This is a genomic window from Mycolicibacterium arcueilense (genome assembly GCF_058536225.1).
The window spans coordinates 101,646-113,875 of sequence record NZ_JBZTYL010000010.1 but is presented as its reverse complement, the minus strand read 5'-3'; the positions used below and the strand labels follow the sequence as shown (position 1 = coordinate 113,875).

The following is a 12,230-nucleotide window of genomic DNA, read 5'->3' as shown; positions in this document are numbered from 1 at the left end:
CACACGAGGGGAAGCACCGATGGACGCCGCCACGGCCGAACCGGCCGGCTCGAGCACCACCCGAGAACGCCTCGTCGAGGCTGCGGTCCGGCTGTTCACCCGACACGGCTTCGCGGGCACGTCGCTGCAGATGATCGCGGACGAGCTGGGCTTCACCAAGGCCGCCATCTACTACCACTTCCGTACCCGTGAACAACTGCTGACGGCGGCGCTGGACCCGCTCCTGCGGCAGATGCAGCGGATCGTCGAAGAGGCCGAGAACCTCCGCGGCGTACACAACCGGGCCGACCGCATGGTGCGCGGCTACGCCGACCTGGCCGTGCACAACCGCGCCATGGTCTCGGTGCTGGGCACCGACCCGAGCGTGAACGAGGCCCTGCGTACCCGGCCCGAGTGGGACTCCGTGATCGACCGCCAGATGGCTCTTCTGGCCGATGTCGATCCTGGTCCGGCCGGCACCGTCAAGGCGGCGATGGTGTTCTCGGGGATCGCCGGCGGCGCGGGCATCGCTTCGGCGGGCCTCACCGATGAGGAGCTCTACCACCATCTGACCGAGGCCGCTCGCCGCGCTCTCGGCCTGCGCATCACCCGGCGCTGACGAAAAGGAACAGAGATGACAGCCAAGACAGCATTGGTCACCGGGGGCGCCTCCGGAATCGGCAAGGCGATCGCCGACCGGCTGGCCGCCGACGGGTACCAGGTGGCCACCCTCGACCTCAACGCCTCCGACGACCCGCACGCCTACGCGGCCGACGTCACCGACCGGGCCCAGGTCGACGCGGTCTTCAAGGCGGTCCGGGAGCAGTTGGGCCCCGTCACGATCCTGGTGAACTCGGCCGGTCTCAGCGATTTCACGCCGTTCACCGAACTCACCTTCGAGCGTTGGCAGAGGGTCGTCGACGTCAACCTCAACGGTGTCTTCCATGTCGTCCAGGCCGCACTGCCCGACATGATCGCCGCGGGCTGGGGCCGCATCGTCAACATCTCCTCGTCGAGCACCCACTCCGGCGTGCCGTACATGTCGGACTACGTGGCAGCCAAGTCCGCCGTCAACGGGCTGACCAAGTCGCTGGCCCTGGAATTCGGCCCGGCCGGCATCACGGTGAACGCCGTTCCGCCGGGTTTCATCGACACGCCGATGCTGCGCGCCGCCGAATCTCGTGGCGAGCTGGGCGACATCCAGAACACCATCGACGCCACCCCGGTACGGCGGATAGGGCGGCCGGAGGACATTGCAGCAACGTGTTCGTTCCTCATCTCTGAGGAGGCCGGCTATATCACCGGCCAGGTCGTCGGCGTGAACGGCGGCAGAAATACCTGATCAGCGCTTACGCTGTGACGGGGGTCTCCCAGAGTTGGCAATTTGATGTTCGCCGCACTGGGCGGCCTGTAGTTGCAGTTGTCTCTGGTTGTTTGCGACAGTTTTGCTCACTTACTAGCTGGCTGCGTCAATATGTCGGAGGTTTGCGCGTGGCCTCATCCACCGCGACGGTGCGGGACCGCTTTCAACAGCGGTTCAAGCACTGGCGGTACGACCCGCCGTACAAGACCGCATGCGCGGGCATGGTCATCTTGGTGATCGCGGTGCTGGTGTTGACGTGGATGCAGTTCCGCGGCGTGTTCGAGGAAAAGACGCAGCTCACGGTGTTGTCCAACCGTTCTGGTCTGTCGATGGATCCTGGTTCGAAGGTCACGTTCAACGGTGTGCCGATCGGCAGGTTGACCGCCGTGGACGTGGCCGATGTCGACGGCGAGCAGCAGGCCCAGCTCACGCTCGACGTCAAGCCCAAATACCTCAAGCTGATCCCCGAGAACGTCACCGCCGAACTCAAGGCCACCACGGTGTTCGGCAACAAGTACATCTCGTTCGTCGCACCGGACAATCCGTCGTCGGCACGGGTCGACCCGTCCATCCCGATTCGCGCCAAGGGCGTGACGACGGAGTTCAACACGCTGTTCGAGACGATCACCGCGATCTCCGAGCAGATCGACCCGATCAAGCTCAACGAGACCCTGACCGCGACGGCGCAGGCCCTCGACGGGCTGGGTGACAAGTTCGGCCAGTCGATCATCAACGGCAACGACATCCTGGCGGACCTCAATCCGCGGATGCCCCAGATCCGCCGCGACATCTCCGGTCTGGCCGACCTCGGCGAGGTCTACGCCAACGCCGCCCCCGACCTGTTCGACGGCCTGACCAACGCCGTCACCACCGCCCGCACCCTCAACGAGCAGCGCGGCAACCTCGACCAGGCGTTGGTGGCCGCGGTCGGCTTCGGCAACACCGGCGGCGACATCTTCGAGCGCGGCGGCCCGTACCTGGTCCGCGGCGCGCAGGACCTGCTGCCGGTCAGCGCGATGCTGGACCGCAACAGCCCGGCGCTGTACTGCATGATCCACAACTACGCCGAGGCCGCACCGAAGTTCGCCCAGCAGACCCGTAACGGCTACGGATTCGAGCTTCAGGACTTCCTCGTCGGTGCACCCAACGCGTGGGTCTATCCGGACAACCTGCCCCGGGTGAACGCCACCGGCGGGCCCGAAGGGCGGCCCGGCTGCTGGCAGCCGATCACCAAGGACCTGTGGCCGGCTCCCTACCTGGTCATGGACATCGGTGCCTCGATCGCGCCGTACAACCACTTCGAACTCGGCCAGCCGCTCGTGTCCGAGTACGTGTGGGGCCGCCAGATCGGCGAGAACACGATCAACCCGTAGCGCGTCAGCCGTTGCGGACCTTGGTCACCTGCTCGGTGAACACCGCGTTGAGCATCTCGACATCCGGCGCGACGCTGCGGCTGCTCGACTCGCCGCCCACCGCGATGCACATGACGACGATGTCGCCGACCTGCGCCGTGTAGCCCTTGATCATCATCTTCATGGTCTCGCCGACGGCGCCTGCGGTCGACGTCATGTCGAAGCCGACCTGGGCATCGGCCTTGCTGGCCGGCGGTTCGAGGCGGTGCACCGCCGCTTCGGCTTTCACACCGTCCTTCTCCACGCTGAACGCCTGACACTGGCTCAGCCATTTCTCGGTCACCGCCACCAGTCCGGAGTCCGGTTCACGGCTGAGGGTGGCGATCACCCCCGGGGTGCCCTGCCGTTCGCTGACCATGGCGGCCACCCCGCTGGACAGCGAGGTCTTGCCCGACTCCTCGGCCATCTTCTGGCTGACGTCCTCCACATGCCAACCGGCCGGGAAGTCACTACCGGTGACCAGGAGTCCGGTCAATGACGAGTCGACCGTCACGGCGCACCAATTTCAGACGGGCCGAGTGGTCTTGACCTCCAGTTCGGCCTCGAGCTTCTCCTCGTACGCGCCCTCGTCCCGGCCGAGTGCGATGGTGGCGGCGGCCATCGCACCGATTGCCACCGCGAGTGCGACGGGCTCCCACCCGGTGATCGACAGGTGCTCCCCCAGCACCACCGAACCGAGAACGACGGCCACGACCGGCTCGAGCACCAGCATGGTCGGCACCGAGGTCTGCAGGGAGCCGGCGTGAAATGCCGACTGCTGCAACAGCGTCGCAACCACCCCGAGAGTCACCACCAGGTAGAGGGCCGGCGTGGTGAGTACCGCGAGCACACCGTCGACCGCGATCGTGTGCATCACGATCTTGGTCAGTACGGCGACCACGCCGAACATCACGCCAACGGCCAGTGCCAACAGCACCGCACGGCGCCAGTTGGTACTCCGGGTGGCGGCCAGGACACACAGGCCGACGGCCGTGGCGCAGACCACGACGACGGTGACCGTGGTGGCCACAGATACCCCATAGGTTCCGGTGCTGGCCCTGGCCAGCGCCACGAACACGGTCAGCGCGCCGGTCAGCAACAGGGCCCACAGCCATTCGGCGCGGCTGACCTTCCGGTGGGCCAGGCGGGCGCTGAGCGGAAGCGCGAACAACAGGGCCGACACCAGCACCGGCTGGACAAGGAGCAGCGAGCCGAATCCGAGTGCGAGCGCCTGGAACACGTACCCGGCCACCGCCGATGCGGTCCCGGCCCACCAGAGCCTGCGGCGCAGCAGGGTCCGCAGCATGACGGTGCTGACGCCCTTTTCGGGCGGCACGTCCATGGTGGCGCGCTGCCGCACCACAATGCCGACAGCCGCGAAAACCGCTGCGCACAGGGCGAACAGCACCGCAAGACTGTTGCCGAGCAAGCCTCGTCAACCCCTCCCGGGCCGATGTGTCGACCTCTCGAGAAGAGAAGGCCAGTGCCCTTCAACCGTAGAGCGCGGACGCGCTGCGCGCTGCTCCGGGCTAGACGACCTGCAGATGCCGCTTCGGGGGCTCGTCGGCAGAGTCTGTGGGAGCGGTCGGCGGGGCGGGAGCGATCTTGTCGTTGACGCTGGCCACGGCCAGGTCGACGCGGTTCACCGCGTTGTCGCACATGTCGCGGACCCGGCCGCTGGCGGTCTCGACCTCGTCGGCGGCACTACGCAGGTAGGCCCTGAGATTGATCCGGAGCCGCTCACCGGCCCGGCGTGCCCGCAGCCGTACCCGGTCGTCGACCTCGACGGTCACGTAGGGCAACAACCGAAACCTCATGACAGAAACCTCATAGCCGCGCTCCCATCTCCGCTTGCCTTGGCACACAGTAACCGCGCCCGGCCGGTGTTCGACCCAGACGTGATCGGCGCCGCATTCCGCCAGTTTATGGCGGGTAGATCACTTCGGCAGCTAGCTTCCCGCTCCGTCCCAGTCGGTCAGGGTCCAGCCGTCGGTCGGATTGCCTTTGATGACGACATAGCCGGTGTTGTCGAGCGGGTGCTGCATCAGCAGCTGAGGATTGGGATTGCGGACGTTCATCTGCACCCACAGCATGATCGCGGCGCCGTGCGAGTACGCGACAGGTTCGTCGTCGCCGCTGTCGTAGATCTGCTGCACCGCCCCGTCGAACCGGGCGTCGAACTCGTTTCCGTCGATCGAGCCTGGAATGCGGGCGTTGCGGTCACCACGCAGCCACTGCTCGGGGGCGGTGAAGTACGTCTGGACCGCGCTCGCCTCGGGCTGGCCCTCGTAGATGCCTGCCTCGACCTCGTGGAGCCCGGGCAACACGGTGATCGACTCGTGCAGAGTGTCGGCCATCGGCTGAGCGGTCTGCTGGGTCCGGATCATCGTCGAGGCGAAGATGCCGTCGTAGTGGTTCGGCGCCAGGCGTTCTGCACTGGCGACGGCCTGTTGCCGGCCCAGATCGGTCAGCGGCGGCCCCGGCGTGGAGCTGTCGATGAGACCTGAGGCGTTCCCCGCCGACTGGGCGTGCCGGACGAAGGTCAGGGTGATGGAGCGGTAGCCGCCCGCCGCCGCGACCGGAGCCAGCAGCGTGGCGAGGACTAGAACGATGGCGGCAGACAGCGGGAGTGCTCGTAGTTTTCGCACACCGGCCATAATTCACCCTTCGGCGTAGGTTCGTCAGCGTGACTACCACTCTCGACGACGCGCGCGTCGCGGACGCGCTGGACCGGATGTACGCCGCCTCCGACGAGCAGTTCAAGAAGATGCGCGAGGGCGGGTCGGGCCGCTTCGCCGATCTGTCCGGTGCCACCGCGCAGGAACGTGCGGATGCCCTCAGCGACATCTACATGCCGGTGACGCGGGAGGCCGGCCGGCTGCTCTACTCCCTGGTTCGGGCCACCAAGCCCGCGATCGTGGTCGAGTTCGGCATGTCGTTCGGCCTCTCGGCGCTGCACCTGGCATCGGCCGTGCGCGACAACGGAACCGGCCGGGTCTTCACCACCGAGCTCAGTGCCGCGAAGATCGCTGCGGCCAAGCAGACCTTCGCCGAGAGCGGCCTCGACGACGTCATCACCGTGCTGGAGGGCGACGCGCTGGAGACGCTCAAGACGGTGACGGGCGACATCGGCTTCGTCCTGCTCGACGGCTGGAAGGAGCTCTATCTGCCGGTGCTCAAACTTCTCGAGCCCCAGCTCGCCACGGGCGCACTGCTGGTCGCGGACAACACGTCGATGGCGGACACCCAGCCGTATCTGGACCATGTCCGCGAGCCAGCCAACGGGTATGTCAGCGTGAACTTCCTGGCCCGCGACAGCGACAGCATGGAGCTCAGCTGCCGCGCTTAGCCGGTTCGGCCGGGCTACGGTGCTGACATGGTCGATTTCGCGCTGCGGTCATGCGGGCTGCGCGGTCACGCCACGTTCGCCCCGGACGAACCGGAACTGCGCGACCGGCTGCGCGTCGACACCCCGGTCGGGGAGGCGTGGCGTTGTCTGCGGTGCGAGACGTTCGTGGTCGGCCCGCCCCGCGGTCACGGACCCGCCGACACCGCACCGGAGATCCCCCGCGGCCGGCTGCTGCGAGACCGCACCATCATGCGACTGCTCGCCGCCGAGCGGGCGGTGCGCGGGATCGTGTTCACGCTGCTGGCAGTGGGCATCCTCAAGGTGCGCGCATCGCGCAGTGAGCTGCAGGACGCGTTCGAGAAGGACATTCCGCTGATGCGGCCGCTGGCCGACCAGATCGGTTGGAACATCGACGATTCCAAGATCGTGCGGCACATCGGCGAGGCGTTCACGTTGTCGTCGGCCACCCTGCTGTGGATCGCCGTCGGCGTCGCCGCCTATGCCCTGGTCGAGTTCACCGAGGCCGTCGGCCTGTGGTTGATGAAACGATGGGGCGAGTACTTCGCGGTGATCGCCACCGGCGTCTTCCTGCCGCTGGAAATCTACGAGCTCACCGAGAAGGTGACCGCCCTGCGTCTGGGAGCCCTGGTGATCAACCTGGCCGCAGTGGTCTGGTTGCTCTGGAGCAAAAGGCTTTTCGGGATCAACGGTGGCGGCGAGGCCTACCGCGCCGAGCATCACACCGAGAGCCTGCTCAGTGTCGAACGGGCCGGGTTGGCGACGCCTGATGCTCCTCACGCGAGCGGTTCCGATACGCCGACGGCGTCTGACCACAAAACTGGGTGAAGCACCGGGTGAACGAGCTGAGGTTCTCGAACCCCACCGCCGTCGCGGTCGCCTGCACCGACTGATCGGGCCCGGCCAGCAATGCCATGGCTCGCAGCATCCGGGCATGCAGAAGATATGTCCGCCAAGAGATTCCGATCGTATCGGCGAACAGGCGGCGCAACGTCCGTTCGGACACCGCGACGGCCCGGCTGACGTCCTCGGCCGTCACCGAGGCGAGGTGTTCCTTGGTGTAGGCCAGCGCGGCGGCCACGATCGGATGGTCGGTGGTCGGCAGGCTCAGCGGCGCTTCGTGATCGAGCGCCTCGACGACCAGGTTGGCCAACGTTCGGAAGAACGTGTCGGATGTGTCATCGCCATGGGCGCGGTCGACCGGCCAGCGCAACCCGTAGATCATCATCTCGCGAATGAGCGGGGACACCGCGATGATCCGAGCCCGATCGCCGCCATCGGCGATCATCTCGGCATCGAACATCACCGCGACGGTCTTGACGTCGGGGTTCATCACGGCCTGGTGTTGCAGGCCGGCGGGAATCCAGGCGGCCTGCTGCGGCGGAAGGAGATAGTGCGCGGCGTCGGTCTCGACCTCGACCACACCGTGCAGCGCGTACTCGATCTGGTGCACCTCGTGGGAGTGCCAGCCGGTGATCAGTCCGTCGCCTTCGTAGAGGTAGCTGCCGGCCGGCGCGTGGCCGCCACGGCGCAGTTCGATGACCGGCCGGGGCATGTTGGCCGGTTCGGTCAAACCCCTGTCCGAAAGTGCAGAGACGGTCACACTGCTAGACGGTACTACTGAACTATGCAGACTGACGACCTGATCCTGATCAGCATCGACGACCACGTCGTCGAGCCGCCCGACATGTTTCTCAACCACGTGCCGGCGAAATACAAGCCCGAGGCACCCATCGTGGTGACCGACGACAAGGGCGTCGATCAGTGGATGTACCAGGGCCGCCCGCAGGGCGTGTCCGGTCTCAACGCGGTGGTGTCGTGGCCTGCCGAGGAGTGGGGTCGTGATCCGGCCGGGTTCGCCGAGATGCGGCCCGGTGTGTACGACGTCCACGAGCGGGTCCGCGACATGGACCGCAACGGCATCCTGGCCTCGATGTGCTTCCCGACCTTCACCGGGTTCTCCGCGCGCCACCTCAACATGACCCGCGAAGACGTCACGCTGGTGATGGTGTCGGCCTACAACGACTGGCACATCGACGAGTGGGCCGGTTCGGCGCCCGGACGCTTCATCCCGATCGCGATCCTGCCGACGTGGACTCCCGAGGGGATGTGCGCCGAGATCCGCCGCGTGGCCGCCAAGGGTTGCCGCGCGGTGACGATGCCCGAACTGCCACACCTCGAGGGCCTGCCGAGCTACCACGACGAGGACTACTGGGGCCCGGTGTTCCGCACCCTGTCCGAAGAGAACGTGGTGATGTGTCTGCACATCGGCACGGGCTTCGGGGCGATCAGCATGGCGCCCAACGCGCCGATCGACAACCTGATCATCCTGGCCACCCAGGTCTCGGCGATGTGCGCCCAGGACCTGCTGTGGGGACCGGCGATGCGCAACTACCCCGACCTCAAGTTCGCCTTCTCCGAGGGCGGAATCGGTTGGATTCCTTTCTATCTCGACCGAAGCGACCGCCACTACACCAACCAGAAGTGGCTGCGCCGCGACTTCGGCGACAAGCTGCCGTCCGACGTGTTCCGCGAGCACTCACTGGCCTGCTATGTCACCGACAAGACGTCGCTGAAGCTGCGTCACGAGATCGGTATCGACAACATCGCCTGGGAATGCGACTACCCACACAGCGACTGCTTCTGGCCCGACGCCCCCGAGCAGGTACTCGCCGAGCTGAATGCCGCCGGCGCAAGCGATTCCGACATCAACAAGATCACCTGGCAGAATTCGGCACGGTTCTTCGGCTGGGATCCGTTTGCACTGACGCCGCGGGATCAGGCCACCGTTGGTGCGTTGCGCGCCAAGGCAACCGACGTCGACACCTCGATCCGCCCGCGCGCGGAATGGGCCCGCCTCTACGAGCAGAAGCAGCTCGCCAAGGCCTGAGCCGCCGTTGACCGGCGGCGTTAGGCACGCAGGATTACGTCGCCGGTCTTGGTAGCCACCGAGGTGAAGGCCTCAGAGACGGCTACTTCCACGGTGAGATGCGCTGCGGCGACGGCCAGTGTCTTGAATGCCCGTGCAGCCGCGCTCAGGTTGTGTCCGAACCGACGGCTCGGGTCCGGTGATTCTCCCCAGACCAGTACTTCGGCGCACCCTGCGGGGAGCTGTCGACTGTCGCCTGAAATCGCGCGGGCGTACGCGTCGGCGCCCATGACCACCACGCACTGCTCCTCGTCCGGATGCCCCGGTGCGGTCGTCTCATCGACCAACTCGGCACCGAGGATCTGCAGCGGCCGAACGTCGACCGCGTCGAAAAGTGCCACCGTGACCCGCCAACCACTCATCGTCCGGTCGACGATCAGGCCGCCGGCGTTGGCCGCCAGTTCCGCAGCGTCCCGGGCCACCACGTGCATACGGTATCCGACTGCGCCGCCGCCTTTTTCGCCCTTCATCGCAGTACTCGCACCGGGACGTGGGCCCAGCCCGCCACGTTCTGCATACTCACTCGCTCGCAGCGGTCCCACGCCACCTCGTAGCGCGGCATGAAGTCCAGGAGCTTGTCCAGGGCGATGCTGCATTCCAATCTGGCCAGTGCGGCACCGAGGCAGCTGTGGATCCCGTATCCGAATCCGAGGTTCTGGGCCTCGGTACGGTCCCGGTCGATGTCGAACACGTCGGGGTCCGTCCAGGCATCGGGATCACGGTTGGCCGAACCGCCGACCAGGAACACCGGCTTGCCCGCCGGAATCGTCACACCGTGCAGGTCGATCTCACGTTGCGAACGTCGAACGTTGTACTGAGCCGGAGCCTCGTACCGCAGCAGTTCCTCGATCGCGGCCGGTATCTTGCTGCGGTCCTCGCGCAGACGCTGCCACTGTTCGGGGTGACGGGCGAACATCACGGTGGCCGCACCGACGAGCTTGGTCACCGTCTCGGCCCCGGCACCGCCGAGAAGGGTGGCGAATCCCGCGATTTCGGAATTGCGCAGGCGGGTCAGCTCGCCGTCCTCGCGTTCGATCTCGGCGGCGATCAACCTGCTGATCATGTCGCCGCGCGGCTCGGCCTGGCGCTGTTTGATCAGGTCGTAGTACAACAGCCAGGACTGGGCCATCGCTTCGATCCCGGATTCCGACATCTCGATCTGGCCCGGCTCCCGGTGCAGCGAGGCATCGATCCACAGGCGCACCTGCTGGCGTGATTCCGGCGGCACCCCGAGCATGGTGGTGATGACCTCGACCGGGAAGTACGCCGAGAAGTCGGACACCACATCGAATCCCGCCGGATCGACAGCTCCGAGGTAGCGATCGATCTGCTGGGACACCATGTCCTGCAACGCCGTGATCGCCCTGGGGGTGAAGACCTTGTTCACCAGGCTGCGCATGTGCCGGTGCTCGGGCGGATCCAGCGAGATGATCATCTTCGCCGGCGCCTTCTGTCCCGTCCGGACCATGGCGAGGTCGACGCCGTACGCCGACGAGTACGTCTCGAAGTCCTTGAATGCGGCCGCTACGTCGACGTGCCGGGTCAGCGCGTAGAAGTCGTATTCGGCGCTGTAGTAGACCGGGGCTTCCTCCCGCATTCGCCGATAGGTCTCGTACGGGCCGTTGAAGAAATCCGCCGAGAACGGGTCGAACACCACCTGCGCCGTCGTCAACATGGCCTCCCGCTGGAATACCCAACCCGCCCCGACATCATTGTGGGACGCCCAACTGTAATAGTTACAGTAGGTGTGGTTCAAGTATCCGATCGGCTAGTACGCCGACGGGCGTGCGGGTGGCACCCCAGATGGAGTCACCTGGTCGGCGGTACCAGCGCGGTGAACTCGGCGCTCTGCGGCAGTAGCTGCACAAGGGTTGATCCGGCCGCCCACATGGCGGGCGGATCGGCGATCTGCCACAGCGTCTCGCAGGTATCGGTGTCGACTGCCGTCAATGCCCCGTCACGTTCGAATCGACCGATCACCACCGTGCCGTCGGAGCCGACGAAGTCCATCGAACCCAGCGGTACCCCGGAACACGCCGACACCTGGTCTCCAGTCGTCAGGTCGAACTTCTTCCACACCACGTCACGTCCGTGGACACCGAGATCGTGGTTGAGGAAGAGGTGTTCGCCGATGAATCGGTCCGCTACGGCGTTCTCGGTCTTGACCACCGACATCGGAGTGCCGTGATTGTCGAGCACCAGTTGCGCATCGTCGAGGTTGATCGCCAACACCGGCAGCTCACCTTCGCCGGTCGGCACAGCCGATGCCCCCTTCGGTGGGCGATATTCGCCGACCTTGGTGCCCTTCTCGTCGTAGAACCCGAACACCTGGGAACCACGGCCGCGCTGCTCATCCATCATGAAGCCGCCGATGACGGGTTCGACTCGCCGGTCGACGTTCTCGGCCAGCACCGCCCCGTCGACGACAGAGAACACGGTCTCCGGACCGTCGGCATTCATGGTCGCCGCGACCGTTGTCGGCGGGTCGCCCGGGAATCGGCTTTGGTCGAACGTCGACAGCAGGTCACCGTCGCCCGCCACCGACCACGTCAGCTGTCCCTGGTCTCCGATGCCGTGCGCTCCGACACCCTTTTCCAACGCGACCGCATAGTTGCCCACCTGCTTCACTTCAAGCGCTCGCGCGCCTTCCTGTTGTGGACGAAGTCCGGTCGGAACGTGCGCGATGACGGCGCCCGCGTCACTGTCGACAACCCACACATCGTCGCGATCATCGCTCAACAGATCGTTGACACACACCAGCCGTCGCGGGCCATTGAGAAAGCAGTCGGCGGATCGGGCATCGGGGATATCCACCGGAGGAAAGAGCGTCGTACCGTTCGAGACATCGATGCCCAGCACCGCGGTCTTCCTCAGCCCCTTTGTGCGGACCAGATACTCGACGGTGAAGTAGGCGCGGTCGCCGTCGTTGCCGATGTATTCCGGATTGATCTTGACCGGTTGGGAAAGGATCTTGTTGAGATCCACCCGCCATCCTGGCACCGGCTCCGACTGCAGCGACGGCAACAACACCTGACCTGGTACGCCGACCCGGCCGGGGTAACTGACCGGATCGAGTTCAACAGCGGACGGAAAGGGGAGCCAACAGCCGCTGACGACACCTGCGATGCTGACGAGCGTGGCCGGCCACCACTTTCGACGGTGCCCACCGGATTCCGCCTCCGACCCACGCATGCGGTACCC

Annotated in this window: 14 protein-coding genes; 6 read left to right on the top strand and 8 right to left on the bottom strand. The window is 66.1% G+C overall.

The annotated features are described in order from the left end of the window. Positions 1-19 precede the first annotated feature (19 nt). The 3 genes from AC4LGL_RS15705 to AC4LGL_RS15695 all read left to right on the top strand — a co-directional run bounded on the left by AC4LGL_RS15705 (position 20) and on the right by AC4LGL_RS15695 (position 2,715). Positions 20-598 (top strand): TetR/AcrR family transcriptional regulator, encoded by a 579-nt coding sequence (locus AC4LGL_RS15705; RefSeq protein WP_491839566.1) that lies wholly within the window; start codon positions 20-22, stop codon positions 596-598. Positions 599-613: 15 nt separating this feature from the next. Then, positions 614-1,321 (top strand): SDR family NAD(P)-dependent oxidoreductase, encoded by a 708-nt coding sequence (locus tag AC4LGL_RS15700; RefSeq protein ID WP_491839565.1) that lies wholly within the window; start codon positions 614-616, stop codon positions 1,319-1,321. A gap of 242 nt (positions 1,322-1,563) precedes the next feature. Further along, entirely contained in the window at positions 1,564-2,715 is a 1,152-nt protein-coding gene (locus AC4LGL_RS15695) for an MCE family protein (RefSeq protein WP_491839704.1), read from the top strand. 4 nt (positions 2,716-2,719) lie between these two features. On the opposite strand, the gene AC4LGL_RS15690 is transcribed toward AC4LGL_RS15695, so the two are convergent. The 4 genes from AC4LGL_RS15690 to AC4LGL_RS15675 all read right to left on the bottom strand — a co-directional run bounded on the left by AC4LGL_RS15690 (position 2,720) and on the right by AC4LGL_RS15675 (position 5,390). Next, positions 2,720-3,247: a hypothetical protein gene (locus AC4LGL_RS15690; protein ID WP_491839564.1), complete on the bottom strand. Its 528-nt coding sequence runs from the start codon at positions 3,245-3,247 to the stop codon at positions 2,720-2,722. Between the two features lie 12 nt (positions 3,248-3,259). After that, positions 3,260-4,162: a DMT family transporter gene (locus tag AC4LGL_RS15685; protein WP_491839563.1), complete on the bottom strand. Its 903-nt coding sequence runs from the start codon at positions 4,160-4,162 to the stop codon at positions 3,260-3,262. Between the two features lie 100 nt (positions 4,163-4,262). After that, on the bottom strand, positions 4,263-4,550 hold the full coding sequence (locus tag AC4LGL_RS15680) for a hypothetical protein (RefSeq protein WP_055118876.1): 288 nt from the start codon (positions 4,548-4,550) through the stop codon (positions 4,263-4,265). Between the two features lie 132 nt (positions 4,551-4,682). Beyond that, entirely contained in the window at positions 4,683-5,390 is a 708-nt protein-coding gene (locus tag AC4LGL_RS15675) for a histidine phosphatase family protein (RefSeq protein ID WP_491839562.1), read from the bottom strand. 29 nt (positions 5,391-5,419) lie between these two features. Here AC4LGL_RS15675 and AC4LGL_RS15670 point away from each other — a divergent pair, with 29 nt between their 5' ends. Both AC4LGL_RS15670 and AC4LGL_RS15665 read left to right on the top strand, forming a co-directional pair. Then, on the top strand, positions 5,420-6,082 hold the full coding sequence (locus tag AC4LGL_RS15670; RefSeq protein WP_491839561.1) for an O-methyltransferase: 663 nt from the start codon (positions 5,420-5,422) through the stop codon (positions 6,080-6,082). A gap of 27 nt (positions 6,083-6,109) precedes the next feature. Next, the gene (locus tag AC4LGL_RS15665; protein WP_491839560.1) at positions 6,110-6,928 is read left to right on the top strand and encodes a DUF2127 domain-containing protein; all 819 of its coding nucleotides are present in this window, start codon (positions 6,110-6,112) and stop codon (positions 6,926-6,928) included. Here AC4LGL_RS15665 and AC4LGL_RS15660 read toward each other — a convergent pair. Further along, positions 6,837-7,703, bottom strand: coding sequence for an AraC family transcriptional regulator (locus AC4LGL_RS15660; RefSeq protein ID WP_491839559.1), 867 nt, complete (start codon positions 7,701-7,703; stop codon positions 6,837-6,839). The two genes, AC4LGL_RS15665 and AC4LGL_RS15660, sit on opposite strands and share 92 nt — an antisense overlap. Before the next feature lie 24 nt (positions 7,704-7,727). Here AC4LGL_RS15660 and AC4LGL_RS15655 point away from each other — a divergent pair, with 24 nt between their 5' ends. Further along, positions 7,728-8,990 carry an amidohydrolase family protein gene (locus AC4LGL_RS15655; RefSeq protein WP_491839558.1) on the top strand — a complete coding sequence of 421 codons (1,263 nt, stop codon included), beginning with the start codon at positions 7,728-7,730 and terminating at the stop codon, positions 8,988-8,990. A gap of 20 nt (positions 8,991-9,010) precedes the next feature. Here the strand turns inward: AC4LGL_RS15655 and AC4LGL_RS15650 are convergent, their stop codons facing one another. From AC4LGL_RS15650 to AC4LGL_RS15640, 3 genes are all read right to left on the bottom strand, one after another. Beyond that, positions 9,011-9,499, bottom strand: a complete 489-nt coding sequence (locus tag AC4LGL_RS15650) for a hypothetical protein (RefSeq protein ID WP_491839557.1) — start codon at positions 9,497-9,499, stop codon at positions 9,011-9,013. Then, positions 9,496-10,704 (bottom strand): cytochrome P450, encoded by a 1,209-nt coding sequence (locus tag AC4LGL_RS15645; RefSeq protein WP_491839556.1) that lies wholly within the window; start codon positions 10,702-10,704, stop codon positions 9,496-9,498. The genes AC4LGL_RS15650 and AC4LGL_RS15645 overlap by 4 nt, the downstream gene beginning before the upstream one ends. 134 nt (positions 10,705-10,838) lie before the next feature. Beyond that, entirely contained in the window at positions 10,839-12,221 is a 1,383-nt protein-coding gene (locus AC4LGL_RS15640) for a 9-bladed beta-propeller domain-containing protein (protein ID WP_491839555.1), read from the bottom strand. Positions 12,222-12,230 lie beyond the last annotated feature (9 nt).

Bases quoted from the DNA above. Each gene is read 5' to 3' on its own strand.
- AC4LGL_RS15655 (WP_491839558.1), top strand. From the start codon at position 7,728: ATGCAGACTGACGACCTGATCCTGATCAGCATCGACGACCACGTCGTC.
- AC4LGL_RS15695 (WP_491839704.1), top strand. From the start codon at position 1,564: ATGGTCATCTTGGTGATCGCGGTGCTGGTGTTGACGTGGATGCAGTTC.
- AC4LGL_RS15645 (WP_491839556.1), bottom strand. From the start codon at position 10,704: ATGTTGACGACGGCGCAGGTGGTGTTCGACCCGTTCTCGGCGGATTTC.
- AC4LGL_RS15680 (WP_055118876.1), bottom strand. From the start codon at position 4,550: ATGAGGTTTCGGTTGTTGCCCTACGTGACCGTCGAGGTCGACGACCGG.
- AC4LGL_RS15705 (WP_491839566.1), top strand. From the start codon at position 20: ATGGACGCCGCCACGGCCGAACCGGCCGGCTCGAGCACCACCCGAGAA.
- AC4LGL_RS15675 (WP_491839562.1), bottom strand. From the start codon at position 5,390: ATGGCCGGTGTGCGAAAACTACGAGCACTCCCGCTGTCTGCCGCCATC.
- AC4LGL_RS15650 (WP_491839557.1), bottom strand. From the start codon at position 9,499: ATGAAGGGCGAAAAAGGCGGCGGCGCAGTCGGATACCGTATGCACGTG.
- AC4LGL_RS15700 (WP_491839565.1), top strand. From the start codon at position 614: ATGACAGCCAAGACAGCATTGGTCACCGGGGGCGCCTCCGGAATCGGC.
- AC4LGL_RS15640 (WP_491839555.1), bottom strand. From the start codon at position 12,221: ATGCGTGGGTCGGAGGCGGAATCCGGTGGGCACCGTCGAAAGTGGTGG.
- AC4LGL_RS15665 (WP_491839560.1), top strand. From the start codon at position 6,110: ATGGTCGATTTCGCGCTGCGGTCATGCGGGCTGCGCGGTCACGCCACG.